Raw genomic sequence first — 21,142 nt, 5'->3', positions numbered from 1 at the left:
GTAAACAACCACGGGTCAGGTGACCCGTGGCTTTTGTAATTCCCTCAGCCTACGTCGTAAGCACTCCACGCGAAGCGATTTCGCGGGATGAGGATGGGCGGTTTACAGAGCGCCCCGACCCAGACAGGCTCACCTTCCGAACAAACGGTTGGGTTTTGCGAGTCCGGTAATTAACTGATTCAACGTCTACACCAGCGTGTTTCGCCCACGATCGCCACGCCACATTCACGCTCGCGTTTCGATCAGCGTGATCTTGCTGAACTGCACACGAGTCGTTCGTACACCGAAACCGCCGACCTTGGCGGTAGCCACGGTGTCCACAGCACGAACACGACTTCGAGTTGTACGGCGACTCAACCGTCTCACACGGAATCTGATTCCACATTGCTTTGTATCGAACTTGTTGCTCGAACTTGTGGAACGGCAGTTTGTGCAGACGACGGTTCATGTACGTGCCGTACTTGATGGCGTCTCGAATCCCGCTCAAGTCCTCGAACACGATGACCGGGTTTGAGAACTGTTGGGCGAACTCCACCACGACTCGCGACAGTCGGTGAAGAATCCACTCGGTGTAGCGTTCTTCTTTTTCACCGAGTTGGTTGTGGATAGAGTGTTGCCCATGTTCTTGACAGCGTTTCGTGATGGTGTGGTAGCGTTGGCGTTCGGCTTTCACCGAGCCGTAATCAAGCACGAGTGTTCCGAGCGTGTCCATCGTCTCACGGTTAAGAGCGGTGAGAGCGATGTTGCGTTCGTTAATATCGACGCCGACGAGTGTGTCAGCGTCTTCGGGTTCAGGCACTTGAACTTCTGTTTTGACCGTGACGTGTAGGTAGTACACGCCATCTCGGTACAGAAGCTCGGCCTGTCCCAACGACCACTCCTCTTCGGTCAAGGCTGCCTCGATGAGGTTGAGGTCTTCTTGTCTCCCTCGAAGATGTCCTCTCACCTTCTTGTACGGCTTCGGACTCACACGAAACCTAAGACGGTCAGTTTCGTCATTGTAGGTGAGGCGGTACCCTTCGCTGTGTGCCATGACGAGTGGGTAGGCTCCTTTCTTGTCTGTGGCTGGTGGCGACGGTTTTCCAACGTTGGTGTCGTCTTGGTCGTACCACCAGTTGAGGAGTTCTTTGTAGGAGTCCCACGCTTGCAGGGCTTTGCCGACGACCGCGCACTTGTTGTTCCGAAGGAAGTCATCGCGGTCAACCTCGCGTTGAATCTCGGTCTTGTTGTAGCCTTGTTGTTTGAGTCGGAGTGTGTCGTTGGCGATGTCTCGTGCGGTGTAACGGGCATCTTTGAGCCACGACCGCTCACCAGACTCTATGCAGAGTCGGGTGCGTGCGGTCTTCGTGACTTCTTCGATACCCATATCTTGACTATCGTATCAAATGATGATAAAAGTAGGGATTATGGTGGAAAGTTACAAGAGTCATGCACATTCGATTAGTTTGTGTAAATATCATTTCGTGTGGTGCCCGAAGTACCGGCACGAGGTGTTGGAGTTAGTTCAAGACGAACTTGCGGAATTGTTCCAAGGAACTGCTGAACGGTTCGGTCACGAGATTGTGTCCAGAGAGATTGCCACCGACCACGTTCACTTGTTCGTCGAGGCCGACCCGAAATGGAGTCCTGCCGAGATAGCGAAGCAATTCAAGGGCTACTCGGGACGAACGATTCTCAAGCGTCACCCCGAGATCAAACAGCGGTACTTCTGGGGAAGTGGTCTGTGGAAGGACGGATACTACGTCGGGACAACGGGTGCAGTTTCTGAGGATGTGGTTCGTCGGTACATCGAGGAGACTGAACATTAGGCAAGCGTACGCGATTCACCCACGGGTCAGGTGACCCGTGGAACTCTCGCTGTTCCCTTTAGATTTTCATATCCGTCAGCGTCTTCGATAGTTACCGTAACTTCTATTTCTTCACCATCATTATCAAACTGATTAGTGCTGTACCTTGTTTGACCATGAGAATCGTTATTTGACATCTCTAAATTACCCTCACTATTAATCCGTTTACCGTTCTCAGTATGGTTAGATTCAACCCCCCAGTCGTCTTTAGCAGGATAGGATAGAATTACAGGTTCACCATCTTCATCGTTAATTCCATTTTCACCATCAGTTTGGTCATCGCTCTGGTCGGTTCCATCATCAGTTTGGTCATCGCTCTGGTCGGTTCCATCATCAGTTTGGTCATCGCTCTGGTCAGTTCCATCATCAGTTTGGTCATCGCTCTGACCCTCCGACACCTCTGGAGAGCCTGAACATCCTGAGAGACTAACGGCTGTGGCAGAGCCAACAAAGGCAAGTAGATCTCTGCGGTTCATGGTGTCAGTAGAGACTTATCCAATAAGTAACTGATGACATAATTCAGCCTAAAACCGTGCTATGGCATTATACGGGCGTCAGTAGCACATACAAGAAATGTGGGAAATAGAAGTGACATAACTGACCGGCGAGATGATGACGCATTAGCGACTCCATTTTCGGCGAGAGATACCCCACGATCTCCTCGACTGTCTCCTCGTTCGACTCCGCTTCCACCTCAAGGTCGCAAGCCTTAATTTTCAGTTTGTTCGGCTTCAGCGTCTTCTTAGATGGTTTTGAGGTATCGTTGCCACTCTCGGAGTTCGGGGTCTCATCAGTCATATTCGCAGTTGAATATTAGAGTGAAGACTACTTCAGAATGTAGTTAATTCAACAAATATGTTAAAACCCAGGTGTAATAAAGTACAAATGAAGTACCCCAGCGTTTATTTGCCCCAGAACGGGTCGCGTTTTCGCTGCCTGTCTAGGTACATGTTCAGCGCCTCGAGTTCGTCGCCCGGAATCTCGCTCGTGAGTTCTTGCTCCAGGATCTTCGCGTGTTTCTCGGGAATTTCGATCCAGAGTTCGTCGTCCTCTTCGATCTGGCGGCCAACGGTTGGCCCGTCGATCGCGACCGAGACGCGGTTGCCCGCACGGGCCTCGTCGACGTCTTCACCCTGCTCCTGGATGCCTTTGACCTGGCCGACGCGCTCGGGCTCGGTCCCCTCGAACTTCACGACGTTCGCGTTGTTCTGGATCGTTCCGGCGTTCACCTCGACGCCGACCACCGCGGGGTCGTTCTGGCGGAACGTGTGATCCGGCAGGATCCGGAACCGGGCCGGTCGCACGATGTTCTCGAGGATGGTGTCTTGCTGTGCGCGCTCGAGTTCGTCGACGAACTCCTCGTACTCCTCGATCAGCTGGTAGATGACCTCGTCGGTAAAGACCGTCACGTCGTCGATCTCGGCGCGTCGTTCGGCGTCGCTGAGTACGTCGACGTTGAAGCCGAGGATAACCTGCTGTTTGGGGTCTTCGGCCGTCGAAGCGACCGAGACGTCCCGCGGGGCGACGTCACCCACCTCCGCGTGAACGATCGGAAGCTCGACCTCCGAAAGCGCGTCGGCCATCGCCTCGAGACTCCCCAGGGTGTCCGCTTTGACGACGACGCCCTGCTCTTCGGTGTCGACGGCGATGTCCGCGAGTTCGGCTTCGACCTCGTGGACGACCTCCTCGAGCTCTCGGTTTCGAACGACGCGAACCGGTGCGCCGGCCATCGCATCCGCCAGATCGGGGGCGGCGACTTTGATCCCGGCCGCAGCCGACACCTCCTCGACCTTTTCGAATCGGCTTTCGGTTCGGATCTCAGCGAGCGGCCGGGGCTGGAGCAACGCGCGAACCTCGGTGACGATCGGATCGTTCATTCCGCCGATGACGACCTGATCGTCGGCGCGGATCGTCCCGTCGTAGAGGACGGTGTCGATCGTCGTCCCGAACCCTTTCTCCTCTTTGACCTCGAGGACGGTACCGACGCCCGGCCCCTGGACGTCGATCTCCATTTCCGCTTTCATGTAGCGCTGGGAGAGCCCCATCATGACCGCGAGCAGGTCGGGGACGCCCTCGCCCGTCATCGCGGAGACGGGGACGACGCCGACGTTGCGCTGGAAGTTCTGCACGCGCCAGTAGAGGTCCGCGGAGAACCCTTCGTCCGAGAGGTTGCCGATGATCGTATAGAGGCTCTCGTCGAGCCGACCGGTGACGCGGTCGCTCTGGGCGTCGTAAGTCGCGTTGATCGGTGAGTCCTCGTTCGGGTTCCAGCCCGGGACGGTATCGATTTTGTTCGCCGCGACGATGAACGGCGTCTCCGAGCGCTTCAAGATGTCGAGGGCCTCGAGCGTCTGTGGCTGGAAGCCATCGTTGACGTCGACGACGAGGATGGCGATGTCCGCGAGCGCCCCGCCGCGCGAGCGAAGCGTGGTAAAGGAGTGATGACCGGGCGTATCGATGAACAGCAAGCCCGGCAGGTCGAAGTCGTCGGGGTCGACGAGATCACCCGCTATCGTCGAGATGATGTCGAGCGGGACCGCCGTTGCACCGATGTGCTGGGTGATCGCGCCTGCTTCGCCCTCGATGACCGCGGAGCCGCGGATCTTGTCGAGGAGACTGGTCTTTCCGTGATCGACGTGTCCGAGGACGGCGACGATCGGAGTTCTGAGGGATGTAGGGTCGAGAGTGTCTGCGTCCGGTTCCGACATGGTGAACCACCAAAGAAGGTCTTGTCTAGAGCGTCCGCAGGGCGGTAGTTAAACCCATCGTCACGGCGCTCTCGGAGTTCACCGTCGTGTGGGGTCCCCGTGGTATTTAATACCGATTAGTAAATACGGGTATGCATGAGCGATATACTCGCTGAAAACCTCTCGGGTAAATCCGTCATGGGCTCCGACGGAACCGAGCTCGGATTGCTCTACAACATCACGATGGATCTCAAATCGGGATCCCTTCACAACCTCATCGTCGAACCCGACGAGGCACTCCCGTCCAACGCGATCGATTTCGACGTCGACGAGGCCGGTCGGTTCCTCGTCCCCGTCAACCGCGTTCAGGCGGTCAAAGACTACATCGTCGTCAAGCGCTAACGGTATGTACATTCTCGACTCCTCGGCTTTTATTCACGACTTTCACACGACAGAACAGACTGCAACGATCCCGCTCGTTCGCGACGAACTCGAGGACGAGAGCGCCTATCGCTACGACGCGATGGAAGGCTCTGGGATGCACATTCACATCCCCAACGAGGATACGACCGAGAAGGTCAGACGCGCCGCAAAAGAGTCCGGCGATCTCGAGGTGCTCTCGGATACCGACGTTCGACTCGTCGCCGCGAGTTTCGAACTCGACGGGACGCTCGTCACCGACGATTACGCGATGCAGAACGTCTCCGAGAAGTTAAACGTCGCCGTCGAAGTCATCGCCCGGGAGGGTATCGACGAACAGCGCCACTGGACGTTCCAGTGCCAGGGCTGTGGACGCGAGTTCGACGAGGAGAAAGATCGCTGTCCGATCTGTGGCTCCGAACTCACGCGGAAAAACCCCACCTGATCGGGATCAGTTCTCGAGCCACTCGCACACCGTCTCCGGAGCGATATCTGGACGCTGACCGCGACGAGACAGTCGATACAGGACACGTCGGTTGTGACGAGTCAGTCGTTACAGACTCGTAGATCGTGACGAGACGGCGGGCTCACGCATACATCGCGTAAAGGTTCGTAAAGAGAATCGCGTTGTAGATTCCGTGAATCACGGCGGGTACCACGAGGTTTTCCGTCCGCTCGTAGATCGTTCCCAGTACGAGCGAGAGCCCGAAGATGACGCCGAGACTCGCGATGACCTCGCCCGGACCAGCGGTGCCGTAGGCCAGAACGTGGACGATCGCGAACACGACGCTGCCGACGACGACGGCACCGTAGCGAGAGAACGTCTCGTACAGGGATTTCTGGATCACGTTCCGGTAGAGCAACTCCTCGAAAGGGCCGATGATCAACAGCGAGGCGGGGATCAACACCAGGAGGATTTCCGGATTCGTCTGTGCTTGCTGGGCCGTTCCGTGCTCGGAGCTCTCGACACCGACGGTGTAGAACACCGCCGAAATCGCCATGAGCGCGCCAAAGAGGACGAATACGCCGGCGACGATCCAGAGAGCGTCCCGAACCGTCGGCATCTCGAGATCGAGATAGGACAGTCCGTCGCCCCGATAGACGAGATAACCGATCGCGACGGCACCCGTTCCCAGGGCCATCCCCAATTGACTCACGACGACGAGTTGTGTCAGCGAAAGCGTCCCGATGACGAGCATCAACGGGAGCGCGACCAACGCCGTCGCGACCTGTGCGGCGACAAGTCCACCGAGCCCGAGCACCGTCAGCGACGTGGTGTGCAGGCTTCGATCTTTGAGCCCGCCTCCGTCGATTCCGACGAACTGTGCGACGCCGATTCCGGCGGTGAGTCCGGCGGTGAAGAACGCGACGAAGACGAGCGAAAGGGACCAGCTACCGATGGGGAGAGGTACCGAGGCGGTGATCCCTTGATTCAGCGCGTACGCAGAAACGATCACGACGACGGCGCTCGAGACGGCGGCGACGGCGGAGACGATCCGTCGGTCGATTCCCGTGCGACGACTGGCGAGGAAGGCGAGAACGCAGACGATGGCGAAGGCGGCTCCGGCCCACACGCTGGGTGCTTCGACGCCGCGACGGATCGGAACGACGAGGGCTGCCATCGTCACGGCCGCGAATCCGGTTCCAACGCCGGAAACGACCGCGGACGTACCGGAGCCGGCATCGGTCCGCACAGTCTCGGTCATGGGTCGACGTTTCGCCTGCGATCACATATGGCCTCCGCAACTGGACGATCGTTCCGGTTCGGCCGCCGGTTGGACGGCGACGGATTATCGCTCGATTCGGAGTTCGGTTTTCTCAGCGACGGCCTCGGCCTCCTCGAACGCGCCGCCGCCGAGCAACCCTCGGGTCGCCTTCTTCGCCCACTCGACGGCCGGCTGTTCGAACGTGTTCACACCGTACAGCTCGCCCGCGAGCACGCAGGCGGCCTCCATTCCGTAGAGGAACCCGCCGAGTTCGTACTCGTCGACGGACTCGAGTTCGATGCGGACGTTCGGCCGTCCGGCAGCGGCGAGACTCGCTTCCGTCGCTTCGAACTCCGCCTCGAGCAACTCCCCGAGCGTCGCATCCCCGAGGTACGCGAGGTCCTCGACGTCCGTTTCGGGGATCGATCGGTCGCGGCGCTGGCGGGTCGTCACGAACGTCACGAACTTGTCCCGCGGCCCGGCCCGGTACAACTGGAGCTGCGAGTGCTGGTCGGTTACACCGAGTGCCCGAACCGGCGTCTGTCCGAGATCGTCTTTCCCCAGGCTTTCGGCCCACAGCTGGGCGAACCACTCGGCGGAGGTCTCGAGCGACTCGCTGTAGGGAACCATCGCGTTGATGCCCGCACCGCGCGCATCGAGTGCGTACGTCGTCGCTCCGTAGGCGTACGCCGGACACTCGAACAGCGATCCACTGAGCGAGTCGGCTTCGGCCGCCGCGCCCTCGAGTAGCGCCTCGAGATCGTGGCCGCAGACGGCTGGCGCGACCAGTCCGACCGACGAAAGCGCGGAGAACCGACCCGGAACGCCGTCGGGAACCTTCAGCGAGGGGAGATCGTGACGGTCCGAGAGGTCTCGAAGCGGGCCGGAGTCGCCGGTCGTGACGATCGTTCGGTCCGTCCAGTCGACGCCGGCGGACTCGAACGCATCGCGGACGACGAGGAAGTTCGCGAGCGTTTCGGCCGTCGTTCCCGAGCGCGAGACGACGTTGATTGCCGTCCTCTCGAGCGGGAGTCGCTCGAGGCGACTCGAGACCCATTCGGGGTCGACGTTGTCGAGGTAGATCGCCTCCGTCTCGCTTTCCCCAGCGAGCGCGTCCGTGATCGTCGCCGCGCCGAGTGCGCTGCCGCCGATTCCGACGGTGATGATCGCGTCCGCGTCGGCGATCGGCTCGACGGCCGATCGGATCGTCTCCGGATCGGTCCGGTCGGGAAGATTCAGGGCTTCGTAGCCGTGTTCTCGGTTCGCCCGTCCGGTTTCGATGCGCTCGTGTGCCGCGGCTACCTGTTCGTCCAGGGCCTCGAGCGATCCCCTCGAAACGCCCGGTGCGGACACGGACGCGAGTGCGTTACCGATATCGACGTTCATACTCCAGAGCGCGGCCGCCGGAGCTAAAACCGTTCCGTCACGGACTGATACGGTCTACTGTCTGCTATCTCCACGGTCGTTGACAGTTAGCGGTTGCATCGGGTTATCGGCCCACCAATCCGGTGATCATCGAACCCCGTACGGTCCTCCGAAGCGGGTGCCGGCGGCGAAGGCGGACGTTCCCGGCGGATGCTGGATCGCGGTTCGTTCCTCTCGAACCCGCACCGATCGTCGCGACATATTCTCGGACGAAGACGAAACCCCGAAACCGATCCTTCGCGTACGAACACCCATGAGCGAAAAGACGAGCACGTTCGTCGTCACCCACGCCGAGGACGAGTCGGCCATCGTTCGCGACGTCGAGACCGCACAGGTCCACACCCTCGCTACCAATCCCGGCCTCGAGGTTCACGACGTTCTCGAGGCGACCGTCGCGCCCGATCCGCCACTCGAGGTCACCTGGCAGGTGATCGCGGTCGAAAACCGGCGATCGATCGACCTGGTCGACACCGATCTCGAGCCGACCCAGCACTCGAAGGAGCTGGCGGCCGGCGTCGATGTCGGCGAGCTCGTTACGGAAGAGCGAGCCGGTACTGGCGCGATTCACGTCGTTCGCGTCCCAGAAGACGAGGTTGACGCTGCGGCACAGGACGTCCTCCACGACGACGAAACGATCGCGAGAGCGGCTCGACTCGAGGCGGTCCGCGTCGAGGTGCGACGATCCGCCGACGGCGTCGTGAGCGTTCGCTACCTTCCCGATTGAACTCGAACCGCTGTTCCCAAAACAGCTCTCGATCGTTACAGGGCGGGGGTTTCAGCCTTGCAGGTCCCATATGATCGAGACGAAACATGCCGTAGAAATTGAGAAGGCTTACTTCGGATGACTACAAGTGGTCCGATAATGGGCTATTTCGACGTACCGGAGATTGAGTACTCCCGGTACAGCAATCGCCAGCTCGCGGCGGTTCCGCTTGCGATCCTTGCGGTCGCGTTGCTCGTCCTCAGTGGCTCGTTTCTGGTCACCGGTGCGCCAGTACAGCTGGGGATGGACTTCGCTGGCGGAGCGGAACTGACCGTTCAAACGACGTCGTCCGAAGCGGAGATTCAGGAGACGTTCGACATCGAGCCCGACTCGGTTCAGGCGATCCAGGCACCCGGCGTCGACAACCAGTACACGGTGCAGTTCGCCGGTGTCGAAGACAGGGACGCGATTCAGGCACTGAGCACGCAAGCGGAGACGAATCTCGAGGCCGACGGCGACGCGGCGATCGTCCAGTCGGAGTCGACGGTCTCCGCGAGCTTTGCCGAGCAGACACAGCAAACCGCACTGTTAGGGATCGCCGTTGCCTTTCTCGGGATGAGCGTCCTCGCGTTCGTGCTCTTTCGGACGTTCGTTCCCTCCATCGCGATCGTCGCCTCGGCGTTTTCGGACATCATGATTCCGCTCGCGTTCATGGCGGTGGCCGGCATCCAGCTCTCGCTCGGAACCGTCGCGGCGCTGTTAATGTTGATCGGATACTCGGTCGACTCGGACATCCTGTTGAACAACCACATCCTTCGGCGGAGTGGTGACTTCTACGAGAGTACCCACCGCGCGACGCGAACCGGTATCACGATGACGGTGACGTCGATGGCGGCCATGCTCGTCATGGGGATCGCAGCGACGCTGTTCGGCGTCGAGTTGCTCGCGTCGATCGGGATCGTCCTCTTCGTCGGGCTCGCGGCCGACTTGATGAACACGTACCTGCTGAACGTGAGCCTGCTTCGCTGGTACAAGTTCGAGGGGGTGAGATCGTAATGAGTCCCGTCTCGTTCCTCAAAGAACACTGGCGGATCGTCCTGCTCGTGGCGTTCATCAGCGTCGCACTCGTCGCGCTGTTCGTTCCCGGCGGGATAGTCGCTGACGACTCGCTAGCCGGCGAAAACGAGAGCGTCGACGACAACCCCACGAACATCGAGTACGGCCTCGGGCTCGACGGCGGAACCCGGGTGAGCGCACCGCCGACCGGAATGACCGCCGACAACCTCGACATCGAACACGACGAGCAACGGCAGGTCGCTTCGGCACTGTACGAGTACGACTACGAGAACACCGATCTCGAGACCAGGGACGCCACCGTCAGGTTCCACGAGGAAGAAAACCGCTTCACTGCGGAGATTTTCACCGACGAGGTGACACCCGCCGAGTTCGCGGCGGCCCTCGAGTCCGCGGACGTCGGCCTCGAGGTTTCCGAGGACGACATCGAGGAGGGCGTCACCCAGCAGACCCGCGACGAGATCATCCAGACGATCGAGTTGCGTATCAACGAGGCCGGTCTGGACGGCGGGTCCGCCTATCAGGAGGCGACGCTCGGCGGCCAGTACTACATCGTCACCGAAGTGCCGGGGATGACTCCGGATGAGCTCCGAGATCTGTTGAGCGATCGTGGCGACGTTCGAATCGTCGCGTACTATCCCGACGAGGACGGAAACCAGACGAACGAGACCGTTCTGCAGGGCGAAGGAATTGCCGACTCCGGCGTGGCGTCGTACAACGACGAGCGCGGATACCACTACGTTCCGATCACGGTCGACGGGACGGAAGACGAGGACGAGAACAGTCCCGCTTCCGAATACCAGGCGGCCATGAACGAGCATGGATTTACCGGCGAAGGGCAGGGACGATGTCACATTCAGGATCGCGAAGCCGACGAGTTCGACTTCGATCCCGACGATCCCCAGTGGTGTCTGCTCACGGTCGTCGACGACGAGGTCATAGACGCTCACAGCATGGGCGACGGTCTCGCTGACAACATGCGAACCGGAACGTGGGAGAACGATCCGACCTTCGAAATGATCGTTCCGTCCCAGCAGGACGCACACTTCCTTGCGGTCAACCTGCAATCCGGTGCGCTGACCGCGCCACTCGACTTCGAGCGCGATCAGACGTTCACGCTCCAGCCCGCCCTCGCCGATCAGTTCAAGCTCTACTCGCTGCTCATCGGCGGCCTCGCGGTGTTGACCGTCTGCGGGATGATCTTCTTGCGCTACCGTGATCCGCGCGTCGCCGCGCCGATGTTCCTCACCGCGATGGCCGAGGTGCTCATCCTGCTCGGGTTCGCCGCCGCGATACGCATGCCGCTCGATCTCTCGCACGTCGCCGGGTTCATCGCCGTCGTCGGGACGGGGGTTGACGACCTCGTCATCATCGCTGACGAGGTGATGGACGAAGGTGACGTCAACTCGAGGCGGGTGTTCGAATCTCGCTTCCGGAAGGCGTTCTGGATCATCGGGGCCGCCGCGGCGACGACGATCATCGCGCTGTCGCCGCTTGCGGTGTTGAGCCTCGGAGACCTCCGCGGGTTCGCGATCATCACGATCCTCGGGGTGCTCATCGGAGTGCTCATCACCCGGCCGGCCTACGGTGATATCCTTCAGCGTCTGCTGACGGACAAGTAACGACGGACGAACGATTTCGGTTCGCTGATTCTCGCGTTCGCGTGGTCGCGTTCGGGGTCTCGAGCGTCGCCCGACAGTCAGGACGGAACGACGTTCGTCGCACCGACGCTCTCGAGTACCAGCCAGCACACGAAGACGCCGTACAGCGCGAGTAGCGTCCAGGCCTCACGCTTCGAGAGTAGCATGTCCGTTCGGACGATGGCGAAGAAGACGACGGTCGCAAGGATCAGAAAGGCCATCATGGGGACGACGTGCGTAAACGAGACCGAAAGCGAGCCCGCGACGAGGACGCCGGCCGGGATCGCAACCAGGAGATCGAATGTATTGCTCCCGAGGACGTTCGCCAGACTCACGCTTGCCCGCCCTTTCCGAGCGGCGGCGACGCTGACGAAAGCGTCCGGAACGCTCGAACCGGCGGCGACGACGATCATCCCCCAGAGAAATGCGGGCGTCGAGAACGCCTCCCCGAGTCCGATCGCGGCCAGAACAAGCCCTTCGACGCCGACGACGATGAGTACGAGTCCGAAAGCGAACCAGCTCCAGGCTCCGAGACGCGACACGTCGGCTGGTTCTACGCCGGAACCGGTCGCGTCCAGATACTGTGTGAAAAGATAGAGCGCGTACAGCGCGAGCGGGAATAGCGCGAGCGGTCGGGTCACCGTCCCCTGGAGAACATCGCCCTCGACTGGGTAGTAGATAACTGCGAGCGAGAACGTCAACAGGAGCGCAGCGACCGCGAGCATGTAGAACAGCGACTCCTTGTAGACGAGGTCGCGATTGGTGTCCATCCGCCCGCCGACGAGTACCGCGATTCCGGGGATGACGAGGAGGTTGAACACCGCCGAGCCGACGATGGCCCCGACGCCGAGTTCGAACTCGCCGTGGCGCAACGTCGCGAGGAGCACGCTCGCCAACTCGGGCATACTCGAGCCCACGGCCGCGATGACCGCCCCCTGAACGATCGACGGCACCCCGTAGCCCGCCGCGAGATCGTTGGTCGCTTCTTCGAGCCACGCGCTGCCTTTCCACACGACCGCCGTCGCCACGACGGCCAATCCGAGCAGCGTCAGGACCTCGAGCACGTCTCTCCCTGCGCCGGCCACGACCATGAAACGCCGACGTGCTCCCTGAAGCGGTCGAGACGGATTCCCCCCTCCTCAACTGAGCGAAATCAGATCGATATCGCACCTACGGCGGATGGTTCGGACGACCGCCAGAACTGCTCGAGTTCCGTTTCGCCCTCAGAACTGCTCGAGCCCGGTCTGCTCTGCGGCCGCGAGCACGTCGGCACACGTCGACCACGACTCGCGCGCGAACGGCGGGAGGTCGCCGTGATCGTCGACGTAGGTCTCGAGGAACTCTCGAGTCGTCGGATCGCTCGGATAGCCGCTACCGACGTCGCCGTGCTCCGCGGCGATGGCGTCGACGTGGGCGTCGCGTTCGACCTTCGCGATCACGCTCGCCGCACCGACGATCGGAGAATCCTCGTCCGCGCCGTGGCGCGCCTCGAGATCCAGCCGACGGTCGGTCTCGGACGAACACGCCTCGGTCACTCGGCGGGCGAACCGATCCGCGTCGGTATCACAGGCGTCACAGAGGCCGCCGATCGAAGAGTCCTCCGACGGGTCGAGGTCACAGTCGGTGAACGCGTCGTCGATCGCCCCGGCGTGGGCGTCGACGGCCAGCGAGTTCATGTCGGTCTCCGGGTGATCGATCCGCGCCGGCGTGATCTCAGCGACGCCGACGGCGATCCGGTCGTCGTCGCGCAGCGTCGCGGCGAGTTCCTCCCGTCGTTCCGGCGTCAGTCGCTTCGAGTCAGCGATTCCCTCCGGAAGGTACTCGGGATCCTCGAGGGAGACGGCCGCGGCGAACATCGATCCCAGGGCGGGTCCCTTTCCGGCCTCGTCGACGCCGAATGGCATACGCTCACGGTGGGGTCCCGGCCGGTAAATCGTTTTCTGGTCCGGACGGCTCGTCCGTCGCGAGAGGCGTCACGTCGCGCGCGGTTCGTCCCGGAAGTACTCCTCGAGTTCGAAGGGTTCGTCTTCTCCGTCGACGCCGGTGACGTCGAGTGCGGTCACCTCCGCGCCGGTCTCGAGTAACCCGGCGAGGCTCGGATCCGTACGACCGTCGTCGCTACTGATGAGTTCTTTGACGTAGAGGCCGCCTGCGCCGTGAATTCTGACCTCCGCACGCGTCGGCTCGAGCAGTTCACCGCCGATCTCGTAGACGATTCGCTCGCGCGTGAGGTTCGCCCGCCGGTGGTCGACGCGCTGGGGCGTGTACTGCTCGACCGTCGTTCCCGAGAGCTCCTCGAGTACGGCCTCGAACGCGTCGCGGTCGACGGGGTTCTCGAAGACGACGTCGGCGCGGTACTGTTTGCTCGCGTCGTGTTCTTTGACGCGCTCGACCATCTCGTAGGTCGCGAGCCGGAGCCCGTCGACTTCGACCGCCCCCTCGGCCGCAGCGTTGATCTCGCGTTCGAGGTCGGCCGGGTCCGGATCGCGGATCCGCGGTCGTTTCACTTCGAGGACGAACGGTCGCCCTCCCTCGAGCATTCGAGCGTCGACGTCCTCCCGACCAGCGCCGTGGAACGTCCCCTCGTCGCCGTCCATCGCCTCGACGACGTGGGGTCTGACGACTTGCTCGACGCTCGTCTCGTACATGTAGCCCGAGCCGCCGCAGTAGTCACAGGGCTCTTCGCCGTCGTCGCCAAGCTGGACGCCGCTGCCACCACACTCCCGACAGGGCCACTCGGTCTGGGGAATGTCGCGTTCGAGTTTTCGATACCGGCCGTAGACGAACGCCGGGTTGACCTGGACGTCGACCGCGTGACTCGTGACTCGGTTCGACTCGAGCGTTTCGAACGGGTCGAACCCCTCGAGATCGACGACGGCGAGGACGTCCGGTCGATCGAAATCGACCTCGGTCCCGGTTCGTGCGCCGATCCGTCGACCGACTTCCCGGTTCACCTCGCGTTTTATCGACTCACCGACGTCTGGCTTGAGGTCGGCGTCATCGCGAAGGAGCCGCTCGTTCTCTTCGACCAGCGGCGGAACCTGCGAGCCGACCTGGTAGGTCGCGAACGCCACTCCCTCGAGCGCGTCGACGACGGCATCAGCGATCGCATCGAACGTTCCGCAGTATCCTTCGCAGACCCAGCAATCGCCAGGGGTGTCCGGTTCGAAATCGTCGTCGTCGGCCAGTGCGACCGTGGTTCGAAGCGCCCGACCGCGTTCGGCGTTCGTCAGTCCAAAGCTCCGTTCAGCGAACGGACGACCGAGACAGGAGTCACAGACGGCCCCCGTCGCCAACAGCGCGCGAACGTCTTCCGTGATCATGTCGCGAGAGTGGGTGGCCGCGGGTAACACGCTTTCCCTTCGTCTGGCCACGATGTCGAGTCGCGATCGACTCGGTTCTGGCGTCCGCTCTCGTCGTCGACGCGCGTCACGAACGTTCCCCCGGCGTTCAAATGGGTGGGGTCCTATCCGTCGAGTATGGATGACCATCGATTGAATCGCCGGCGTCTCCTCTCGCTCGCGGGTGGTGGTTTCGCGAGCGTGTTGGCTGGCTGTGCGGCACCCCAGCGCGACAGCGCCGTCGAGGGGAGTTCCTCACAGGAACAGAGTGCAACGCACGAAACCGACGGGGAACTCGAAACCGACGCCGGGTTCACCGACGTCTACGATGCGATCATCGATTCGGTCACACAGGTCCGAGTGTTCGGCGTCGACAACCCGCTCACGGGCGGCGAAGGGCGCGGCCAGGGATCTGGGTTCGTATACGACGACCGCCACATCGTGACGAACGACCACGTCGTTGCAGACGGCGAAGAGGTCGATCTCCAGTACATCAACGGCGACTGGACGGACACCAAACTCGTCGGTACCGATCCGTTCAGCGATCTGGCCGTTCTCGAAGCAGACCACGTTCCATCGTCGGCAACACCGCTCTCGGTGGCCGAATACAGTCCGTCGGTCGGCCAGCAGGTACTCGCAATCGGAAATCCCTACGGCCTCGAGGGCTCGATGTCCTCCGGTATCGTAAGCGGCGTCGAACGAACCGTCGATGCGCCCGGACGAACCTTCTCGTTCCCGAACGTCGTCCAGACCGACGCCGCCGTCAATCCGGGAAACAGCGGCGGTCCGCTCGTCGATCTGGACGGGAACGTCGTCGGCGTCATCAACGCGGGCGGCGGCGACAACATCGGCTTTGCCATCTCCGCCGCCCTGACCGATCGGGTGGTCCCTGCACTGATCGAAACCGGCGAGTTCGAACACTCGTATATGGGGATCCGACTCGCGTCCGTCGATCGGATCATCGCTGAAACGAACGATCTCGAGGAGGCGACCGGCGTCATCGTCACCGAGGTCGTTTCCGGCGGCCCGGCCGATGGCGTTCTTCAGGGTGCCGACCGGGTTACCAGAGAGCACGGAGAACCGATTCCAATCGGCGGCGACGTTATCGTCGAGATGAACGGACACCCGATTCCCGACCGACACGCACTTTCGACCGTTCTCGCCCTCGAGACGAGTCCCGGAGAGACGCTGGAAATAACGCTTCGGCGCGACGGTTCCGAGACGTCCGAGTCGCTGGATCTCGGCGCGCGCTCGCAGGGCTAGGACCCGCCGAGCGGACGCTTCAACGCACTGCTCTTCGCCGCCGAACGTTCGCATTTCGTGATCGTAGGGGTTGCCTACTCGGCGTGTTCCGGTCGTCCCACACCGAACACGTTACTTCTCGTGGAACTCTTTTTCACCTGATCGAACTGGCAGTAACGTGGCCGTCCGGAGCGGGAGTGGCTGCCTTCGCTCGAGTAATACGTCGATAACAATGGTGTGTCTGTGCGTACGCTCTGCTGGTACGTGGAGGTGCCCGCTATCACATGACTCCCGACGTCGACTCTCGCCCGTCCGATGCTCCGAACCCGTCGATCAGACTCGAGCACGCTGTCGTCGAAAACGACGATGATCCCGACGAATGCGCCGTCTTTCCCACCGATGCAACCGAAGCGGAGCTTCGATCCGCCTGGGTTACGGCGCGTGGGGACGACTTCGTCGATCTCGAGTCAGTACGCTGAGACTCTCGAAGCCATGCACCTGAACGACTCGGTTACCGCGGCCGGGTTCTGGCTCGGAACTCTCCTGCCCGTTGCGTACCTCCCGGTCTTTTTCACTGGAATCGATTCAGTGACCATGCTCTCGGTTTTTCTCGGCCTCCTCGCGATCAACGTTCTCGCGCTCGTCGTCGGCCACGAGTATCCGGCGTCTCGATCGCAATAATCCGAAGTCATTTCCGGATCGACCGGGTGCCGTCCCGTGGTCGCTCCGAGAACTCGGTACAGCCGACCGTATCAGCCAGAGCGACACAACGACCGTGCGTCGGCGGGCAGTCCACCGTCGCCGTCTCGATCTACGCTGTCGGACCGACAGGGCGTGACCGTGACGTCGTTGGCTCCGTCGATACGTACCGTGTATCCCTCGTACGTGAACTCGACCGAAACCGGACACCGGTCGGGATCGTTCGGATCGAAGAGAGATTGGAGGGCCTCCGTATCGACGACCTCGTACAGCGGAGGGGAGAGCGCTTCGGGAGTCACTCCCTCCTGCGAAGCGATTTCCTCGGCGATTTCGAGACACAGTTGCGGATGAGTCATATCCGGGGCTGCCAGACACTGACATATAAAAACGGGTGTTCGTCCACTGACGCACGTCTGCTCTCCGTCTGACGCCGTTCGTTCCCACTCGAGAGCATGTCGAGTGTTCACATTAGCACGATTCGTCTGGCGGATTGGAACCGTAGCGGTCGCTCTCGAGTCGGCACAGAACTTACTTTACGGTGAACGCGAAAGTGGACGAGTATGCCCGACGGAGAATTCGACGGCTACGGTGGGAGATACGTTCCTGACCCCCTTCAGGACCCACTCGAGCAGCTCGCGAGCGCCTACGACGACGTCGCCGGAACCGACGCGTTCCAAGACGAGTTTCGCGACCGTCTGGAATCGTTCGCCGGCCGACCAACACCGCTGTACTACGCCGAGAACCTGAGCAATCGGTACGGTGCCGAGATCTATCTCAAGCGCGAGGACCTCCTCCACGGCGGCGCACACAAGATCAACAACTGTCTCGGACAGGCGCTGCTCGCAAAACGCGCCGGTCGAGGGCGGATAATCGCCGAAACCGGTGCGGGCCAACACGGCACTGCAACCGCGATGGTCGGTGCCCTGCTCGGCCTCGAGACGGAGATCTACATGGGAAAAAAGGACGTCGAGCGCCAGGAGATGAACGTCTTCAGAATGCGACTCATGGGGGCCCGGGTCAACGAAGTGACCCGCGGTGGCGAAGGGCTTGCCGACGCCGTCGACGCCGCGCTCGAGGATTTCGCTCAGAACGTCGACGACACCCACTATCTCGTCGGGAGCGTCGTCGGCCCGGACCCGTTCCCGCGAATGGTTCGGGACTTCCAGAGCGTCATCGGGACGGAGGCCCGCGAGCAGATTCTCGATCGAACGGGCGAGCTACCCGACGCCGCCGTCGCCTGCGTCGGTGGCGGATCGAACGCGATCGGTCTGTTCCACGCGTTCCGTGACGACGACGTGGCGTTCTACGGAGCCGAAGGTGGCGGCGAGGGTTCCGACTCGAAACGCCACGCCGCGCCGCTCGTGAATGGAACCGACGAGGTCATCCACGGAATGAAAACGCGCGTCATCGACGACGACGTCGAGGTCCATTCGGTGTCGGCCGGCCTCGATTATCCGGGTGTCGGTCCCGAACACGCCATGTTCCGGGCCGTCGGCCGCTGTGAATACCACGGCGTGACCGACGAAGAGGCCCTCGCCGCGCTCCGTGAACTCTCCGAGACCGAAGGAATCATCCCGGCTCTCGAGTCCAGTCACGCCATCGCTCGAGCGATTCAACTGGCCGAAACAGGTGAACACGAGACGATCCTCGTGAACCTCTCCGGGCGGGGCGACAAGGACATGGAGACCGCCGCGACGAAGTTCGATCTCTGATACGGTTTACTGTAAATCATTGCCGACGCACCCGCCGCCCGGGTCGCGGGTGCGCCGGTAAATCGTCACAGTAATCCGTATGAAACGACCTGCTCTTCAGGAACCGTATACCCGGCCGTGTCGCTCACACGGCGTCCGTTTTCAAGGCGTTTCGAACCCGTGACGGTCGCCGCCTCTTCGTCGTCGAACCCGTGTCGCGACAGCGAGACGTCGTCCGTCTCATACCGAGGGACCAGATGAACGTGTGCGTGTTCGACGGTCCCGACCAGATTGTCGGTGCTGTGAAAGACGCTGAATCCGTCGGGCTTGAACGCCGTTTCGAGGGCGCTCGCGACCGTTCGAACCGTTCGAAACACCGCTTCCGTCGTCGATGACTCCGCCGTCAGCAACTCGACTTCGTGCTCACGAGGAACGACGAGGCTGTGTCCCGTGACGGCCGGCTGTGTATCGAGGAATGCGATCGTCCGTTCGTCCTCGAAGAGTACGGATGCGGGCTCGGTTCCGGCCGCGATCCGGCAGAACGTACAGTCGTCCATACCGACACGTTCTCGAGTGTCACCAGAGAGCTATTCTCTCGTGGCGATCGATCGGTGTGGGTGCTGTTCGCTCACAACAGTCCCGACGACTTCTGTAACGCACGGTAGGTGGTGAGATAGCGGTCGCAGACGTCGTCGATATCGTACTCTTCGAACCGCTCGTCGTACTCGCGGTGCTCGAGATCACTGGCCTCGAGAATAGCGTCGGCGAGTTCTTCTTCGCTCGTGGTTCGGAACCCACGGTCCCATCCTTCCACGAGTTCGTGTGCGCTCGATTCTGCGTGGTACTCGACGAGGCCGATACAGCCCGATGCCAGCGCCCACAGCATCTCCGTCGGAAACACGCAGTGCTCGGCGGTCTGTGCGAAGACGTGTGCACCCCGGTAGGCCGCGATCCGCTCGTCGAGCGGGGCATCCCCGGCGAACGTGACCCGGTCGTCGATCCGAAGATCGGTCGCGAGTCGTTCGTAGGTCTCGCGTTCGGGTCCGTCACCGATGACGGTCGCCTGCCAGTCCCGGCCGCGCAGTTCCGCGAGGCCGAGAAACAGGCTCTCGAGGTTCGCGTCCTCGTCTAGTCTGCGGGCGTAGATCACGTCGACGTTTTCGGCGGGATCGACCGCCCTGATCCGCTCGAGATCGATCGGGTTCGCCACGACGTCGATCTTACCGGGATCGACACCCAGCTCTCGAACCCAGGTCGTCACCAGGTCCGACGGCGTGATGATTCGGTCGACGGAGTTGGCCGCGCGGCGGCTCCACCAGGTGTTCGACACGCCGCCGTCGCCGTACCACTCGAGCAACGTCGGCGCGCGAGCGATCGTCGCACCCCAGCTCGCCGCGACCGCCTGGCCCGGCGGACGAGCACCGACGTGAACCACGTCCGGCGACGTCCTTGCGATTGCAACCGGAAGCCGGAGCAGGAACGAGGAACTTGCCTCGAGACTGTGACAGACGCCGTGGTAGGTGATCTCGTCGCGTTCGAAAACGTCTATCTCGCCGTCCCAGAACGCCGCACAGAAGTGGTGAACGTCGTGTCCCCGATCACGGAGCAACTCGAGTAGCGAGTGAATACGCTGGTTCGTCTCGGTGTCTCGGTGATAGATCGTCTCGAACGAGACGAACGCGACGCGCATATGCGGTCGGGACGCATCGCCGGGATAAAAAGTCACTTCTTTCGCTCGCTTCGTCCGGGTGCCGCTCCTCGTATGGCTCGGTCACCCCCGCTTTCGCCATCTCCTCCGCTCTCGAGGAGTCAGCCCAGTTCCTCACCGAACGAAACCGCATCCTCGACGACCGACGTGATTTCCTCGAGAACGTCGGTTACGCCGTCTCCGATGCCGACATCGTCGGAATCAGGTCCGGGCTCGGTATCGACGCCGGGAACCGTATCGTCGTCCGCTTCGTCAGCGCTCTCGCTATCGCCATCCTCCGCTTCGCTGTCGTCTCCACTCGCTTCGGCGGCCTCGTCGTCACTACCGACGCCATCGAGGTCGTCCGTTCCGTCCCGATCGTCGTCGGCTTCGTCCGAATCACCGTCGTCGTCGGAACTCTCGTCGCTACCCTCGGCGTCCGTATCCGCGCCCGCCTCGTCGTTGCTATCCTCACCATCGTCCGGACTGTCGTCTTCCTCGTCGGCCTCACCGTCGACCACTCCCGAGCCGTCATCCGTCTCATTCCGATCGTCGTCATCCGTCTCATTCCGATCGTCGTCATCCGTCTCACCGTCAGTTTCGTTCGACTCTTCGAGTTCGTTCGAACGGTCGTCGTCGGCTTCGCCGTCGTCGCCTTCGGAGTCGTCCGCGTCGGTTACGCCGTCCGTTTCGTCGGCGTTCTCCGGGTCCAGCGACCCGTGTTCATCCATCGGATCGGTGGCATCGTTCGCAGAGCCTGTCCCGTCGGTGCTTTCGTTTTCCGTCTCGAGGACGTCGGTGGCACTCGAGCCGCCGAAGTCGGGGCCGGCGACGGCCACAGTCAGTCCGAACGTACCGAGGACGACCGATGCGGTCACGAGTACGATCACGACCGACTCCTCGTATCCTGTCCGATCCCTGTCCGACATCTCGTCGATGACTCGCCGTTCGGTGCGCTTTGTTAGGCACACCAATTGACC

The 21,142-nt window shown here is 61.7% G+C and carries 23 protein-coding genes; 10 read left to right on the top strand and 13 right to left on the bottom strand.

Annotation, left to right across the window (positions count from 1 at the left end; all coding sequences use genetic code 11):
• Window positions 1–49 precede the first annotated feature (49 nt).
• Window positions 50–1,366 carry an RNA-guided endonuclease TnpB family protein gene (locus EA462_RS06885; RefSeq protein ID WP_124177195.1) on the bottom strand — a complete coding sequence of 439 codons (1,317 nt, stop codon included), beginning with the start codon at window positions 1,364–1,366 and terminating at the stop codon, window positions 50–52.
• 43 nt (window positions 1,367–1,409) lie between these two features.
• Here EA462_RS06885 and tnpA point away from each other — a divergent pair, with 43 nt between their 5' ends.
• On the top strand, window positions 1,410–1,808 hold the full coding sequence (tnpA, locus tag EA462_RS06880) for an IS200/IS605 family transposase (protein WP_124177810.1): 399 nt from the start codon (window positions 1,410–1,412) through the stop codon (window positions 1,806–1,808).
• Between the two features lie 26 nt (window positions 1,809–1,834).
• Here the strand turns inward: tnpA and EA462_RS06875 are convergent, their stop codons facing one another.
• From EA462_RS06875 to infB, 3 genes are all read right to left on the bottom strand, one after another.
• Window positions 1,835–2,323, bottom strand: a complete 489-nt coding sequence (locus EA462_RS06875; RefSeq protein WP_124177809.1) for a hypothetical protein — start codon at window positions 2,321–2,323, stop codon at window positions 1,835–1,837.
• Between the two features lie 67 nt (window positions 2,324–2,390).
• Entirely contained in the window at window positions 2,391–2,645 is a 255-nt protein-coding gene (locus tag EA462_RS06870) for a hypothetical protein (RefSeq protein WP_124177808.1), read from the bottom strand.
• A 104-nt stretch (window positions 2,646–2,749) separates the two neighbouring features.
• A complete protein-coding gene (gene infB, locus EA462_RS06865; RefSeq protein ID WP_124177807.1) occupies window positions 2,750–4,555 on the bottom strand; it encodes a translation initiation factor IF-2 in 1,806 nt (601 codons plus the stop codon).
• A 135-nt stretch (window positions 4,556–4,690) separates the two neighbouring features.
• Between infB and EA462_RS06860 the strand changes: the two genes are divergently transcribed.
• Both EA462_RS06860 and EA462_RS06855 read left to right on the top strand, forming a co-directional pair.
• The gene (locus EA462_RS06860) at window positions 4,691–4,936 is read left to right on the top strand and encodes a PRC-barrel domain-containing protein (RefSeq protein ID WP_124177806.1); all 246 of its coding nucleotides are present in this window, start codon (window positions 4,691–4,693) and stop codon (window positions 4,934–4,936) included.
• Between the two features lie 4 nt (window positions 4,937–4,940).
• Window positions 4,941–5,399: an NOB1 family endonuclease gene (locus tag EA462_RS06855; RefSeq protein ID WP_124177805.1), complete on the top strand. Its 459-nt coding sequence runs from the start codon at window positions 4,941–4,943 to the stop codon at window positions 5,397–5,399.
• Between the two features lie 142 nt (window positions 5,400–5,541).
• On the opposite strand, the gene EA462_RS06850 is transcribed toward EA462_RS06855, so the two are convergent.
• Both EA462_RS06850 and EA462_RS06845 read right to left on the bottom strand, forming a co-directional pair.
• Window positions 5,542–6,660 (bottom strand): CPBP family intramembrane glutamic endopeptidase, encoded by a 1,119-nt coding sequence (locus EA462_RS06850; RefSeq protein WP_124177804.1) that lies wholly within the window; start codon window positions 6,658–6,660, stop codon window positions 5,542–5,544.
• An 84-nt stretch (window positions 6,661–6,744) separates the two neighbouring features.
• Window positions 6,745–8,046, bottom strand: coding sequence for a glucose-6-phosphate isomerase (locus tag EA462_RS06845; protein ID WP_124177803.1), 1,302 nt, complete (start codon window positions 8,044–8,046; stop codon window positions 6,745–6,747).
• A 292-nt stretch (window positions 8,047–8,338) separates the two neighbouring features.
• Between EA462_RS06845 and EA462_RS06840 the strand changes: the two genes are divergently transcribed.
• The 3 genes from EA462_RS06840 (at window position 8,339) to EA462_RS06830 (ending at window position 11,484) form a co-directional block, all read left to right on the top strand.
• The gene (locus tag EA462_RS06840) at window positions 8,339–8,809 is read left to right on the top strand and encodes a DUF5812 family protein (protein ID WP_124177802.1); all 471 of its coding nucleotides are present in this window, start codon (window positions 8,339–8,341) and stop codon (window positions 8,807–8,809) included.
• Between the two features lie 138 nt (window positions 8,810–8,947).
• Window positions 8,948–9,844 carry a protein translocase subunit SecF gene (secF, locus tag EA462_RS06835; RefSeq protein ID WP_124177801.1) on the top strand — a complete coding sequence of 299 codons (897 nt, stop codon included), beginning with the start codon at window positions 8,948–8,950 and terminating at the stop codon, window positions 9,842–9,844.
• Entirely contained in the window at window positions 9,844–11,484 is a 1,641-nt protein-coding gene (locus EA462_RS06830; protein WP_124177800.1) for a preprotein translocase subunit SecD, read from the top strand. The genes secF and EA462_RS06830 overlap by 1 nt, the downstream gene beginning before the upstream one ends.
• A 77-nt stretch (window positions 11,485–11,561) precedes the next feature.
• Here the strand turns inward: EA462_RS06830 and EA462_RS06825 are convergent, their stop codons facing one another.
• From EA462_RS06825 to EA462_RS06815, 3 genes are all read right to left on the bottom strand, one after another.
• The gene (locus tag EA462_RS06825; protein WP_124177836.1) at window positions 11,562–12,566 is read right to left on the bottom strand and encodes a sodium:calcium antiporter; all 1,005 of its coding nucleotides are present in this window, start codon (window positions 12,564–12,566) and stop codon (window positions 11,562–11,564) included.
• Between the two features lie 159 nt (window positions 12,567–12,725).
• Entirely contained in the window at window positions 12,726–13,406 is a 681-nt protein-coding gene (gene rnhB, locus EA462_RS06820) for a ribonuclease HII (protein WP_124177799.1), read from the bottom strand.
• Window positions 13,407–13,475: 69 nt separating this feature from the next.
• Window positions 13,476–14,825 carry a tRNA pseudouridine(54/55) synthase Pus10 gene (locus tag EA462_RS06815; protein ID WP_124177798.1) on the bottom strand — a complete coding sequence of 450 codons (1,350 nt, stop codon included), beginning with the start codon at window positions 14,823–14,825 and terminating at the stop codon, window positions 13,476–13,478.
• A 156-nt stretch (window positions 14,826–14,981) separates the two neighbouring features.
• Between EA462_RS06815 and EA462_RS06810 the strand changes: the two genes are divergently transcribed.
• The 3 genes from EA462_RS06810 to EA462_RS06800 all read left to right on the top strand — a co-directional run bounded on the left by EA462_RS06810 (window position 14,982) and on the right by EA462_RS06800 (window position 16,766).
• Window positions 14,982–16,106 carry a S1C family serine protease gene (locus EA462_RS06810; RefSeq protein ID WP_124177797.1) on the top strand — a complete coding sequence of 375 codons (1,125 nt, stop codon included), beginning with the start codon at window positions 14,982–14,984 and terminating at the stop codon, window positions 16,104–16,106.
• Window positions 16,107–16,369: 263 nt separating this feature from the next.
• Complete coding sequence (locus EA462_RS06805; protein ID WP_124177796.1) at window positions 16,370–16,564, top strand: DUF7511 domain-containing protein; 195 nt, start codon at window positions 16,370–16,372, stop codon at window positions 16,562–16,564.
• Window positions 16,565–16,577: 13 nt separating this feature from the next.
• On the top strand, window positions 16,578–16,766 hold the full coding sequence (locus EA462_RS06800; protein WP_124177795.1) for a hypothetical protein: 189 nt from the start codon (window positions 16,578–16,580) through the stop codon (window positions 16,764–16,766).
• A 71-nt stretch (window positions 16,767–16,837) separates the two neighbouring features.
• Here the strand turns inward: EA462_RS06800 and EA462_RS06795 are convergent, their stop codons facing one another.
• Entirely contained in the window at window positions 16,838–17,140 is a 303-nt protein-coding gene (locus EA462_RS06795; protein ID WP_165872027.1) for a HalOD1 output domain-containing protein, read from the bottom strand.
• A 204-nt stretch (window positions 17,141–17,344) separates the two neighbouring features.
• On the opposite strand from EA462_RS06795, the gene trpB reads away from it, so the two are divergent.
• Entirely contained in the window at window positions 17,345–18,496 is a 1,152-nt protein-coding gene (gene trpB / locus EA462_RS06790) for a tryptophan synthase subunit beta (protein WP_124177794.1), read from the top strand.
• 65 nt (window positions 18,497–18,561) lie between these two features.
• Here trpB and EA462_RS06785 read toward each other — a convergent pair whose 3' ends face one another.
• The 3 genes from EA462_RS06785 to EA462_RS06775 all read right to left on the bottom strand — a co-directional run bounded on the left by EA462_RS06785 (window position 18,562) and on the right by EA462_RS06775 (window position 21,091).
• Entirely contained in the window at window positions 18,562–19,032 is a 471-nt protein-coding gene (locus EA462_RS06785; protein ID WP_124177793.1) for an HIT family protein, read from the bottom strand.
• Window positions 19,033–19,103: 71 nt separating this feature from the next.
• A complete protein-coding gene (locus EA462_RS06780; protein ID WP_124177792.1) occupies window positions 19,104–20,165 on the bottom strand; it encodes a glycosyltransferase in 1,062 nt (353 codons plus the stop codon).
• Window positions 20,166–20,284: 119 nt separating this feature from the next.
• Complete coding sequence (locus EA462_RS06775; RefSeq protein ID WP_124177791.1) at window positions 20,285–21,091, bottom strand: hypothetical protein; 807 nt, start codon at window positions 21,089–21,091, stop codon at window positions 20,285–20,287.
• Window positions 21,092–21,142: the final 51 nt, after the last annotated feature.

It is taken from the genome of Natrarchaeobius halalkaliphilus, from assembly GCF_003841485.1.
Classification (GTDB): domain Archaea; phylum Halobacteriota; class Halobacteria; order Halobacteriales; family Natrialbaceae; genus Natrarchaeobius; species Natrarchaeobius halalkaliphilus.
This window is presented reverse-complemented; position numbering and strand designations above follow the sequence as displayed.